The sequence below is a fragment of the Desulfocicer niacini genome (assembly GCF_054657595.1).
Genome location: NZ_BAAHYK010000192.1, coordinates 1 through 390 on the forward strand (window position 1 = coordinate 1; position 390 = coordinate 390).

1 rRNA gene is annotated in these 390 nt (G+C 51.0%); it reads right to left on the bottom strand.

The annotated features are described in order from the left end of the window. Positions 1 to 390, bottom strand: a 23S ribosomal RNA gene (locus ACYQ2M_RS25340); the annotation flags it as partial.

The window sequence follows — 390 nt, forward strand, 5'->3', positions numbered from 1 at the left end:
GGGACCTTAGCTGGCGGTCTGGGTTGTTTCCCTCTCGTCCGCGAAACTTAGCTCCCGCGGGCTGACTCCCACAATTTAACTTGATCGGTATTCGGAGTTTGGTTAGGTTTGGTAATCTGGTGAGACCCCTAGCCCATCCAGTGCTCTACCCCCGATAAGAAACTTGTGAGGCTATACCTAAATATATTTCGGAGAGAACCAGCTATCTCCAGGTTTGTTTGGCCTTTCACCCCTATCCACACCTCATCCGAACAGTTTTTAACCTGTGACGGTTCGGGCCTCCACGCGATTTTACTCGCGCTTCACCCTGGACATGGATAGATCACCTGGTTTCGGGTCTACTCAATACAACTTATTCGCCCTGTTCAGACTCGCTTTCGCTACGGCTAC